Genomic DNA, 580 nt, shown 5'->3' on the forward strand with positions numbered 1-580 from the left:
GGCTCTGGATAAGTGCGCCTGAAAAATGGGTTTTAGATTAAAAACACAGCAAAACCGGCATTTTTACGTATAACTCTTCGCGATACTGCACCATCAGGGGATACGGCACGCTACCGTTCATGGTCTGCTGCTCTCAAAAGAAACGATCCAAACTCCTAACCATCAAGGAGTCGTTATGTCAAACAGCATTATGAATCAACTGGTTGAGTTAAAACTTGCCGGGATGGCATCTGCGCTGTCGACGCAGTCAGAACAGCCGGGTACCTACGAAGAACTGTCGTTCAACGAGAGGCTGGCGCTGCTGGTCTCGCAGGAAAAAATGGAGCGGGAACAGCGCAAACAGAACCGGTTACTGCAAAAAGCCCGGCTAAGACTGGAAGCGTCGGTGCACGATATCGACTACCAGCCCTCACGCAACCTGGACCGGGCGCGTATCGCCCAGCTCAGCCAGAAGAACGTAGCGCCCCTTCGGGGCGAGCACGGCAGCGTTGCTGCCTCAACCGTCTTTAAGACCCAGCCTCACATCAACGTCGGGGCAGGCTGACCGCCCCCGCACTAATACCTGCATAAAATGAGCACG

Annotated in this window: 1 protein-coding gene; it reads left to right on the forward strand. The window is 53.8% G+C overall.

The genetic code is table 11. The features are described from left to right. Positions 1-175: 175 nt before the first annotated feature. Positions 176-544, forward strand: a complete 369-nt coding sequence (locus ACMV5I_RS29635; protein ID WP_414825982.1) for an ATP-binding protein — start codon at positions 176-178, stop codon at positions 542-544. Positions 545-580 lie beyond the last annotated feature (36 nt).

This window comes from Serratia sp. T13T92 (assembly GCF_047530105.1).
Lineage (GTDB): Bacteria > Pseudomonadota > Gammaproteobacteria > Enterobacterales > Enterobacteriaceae > Chania > Chania fonticola.

Excerpts from the sequence above, each read along its gene's own strand:
- ACMV5I_RS29635 (WP_414825982.1), top strand. The coding sequence starts at position 176 with ATGTCAAACAGCATTATGAATCAACTGGTTGAGTTAAAACTTGCCGGG.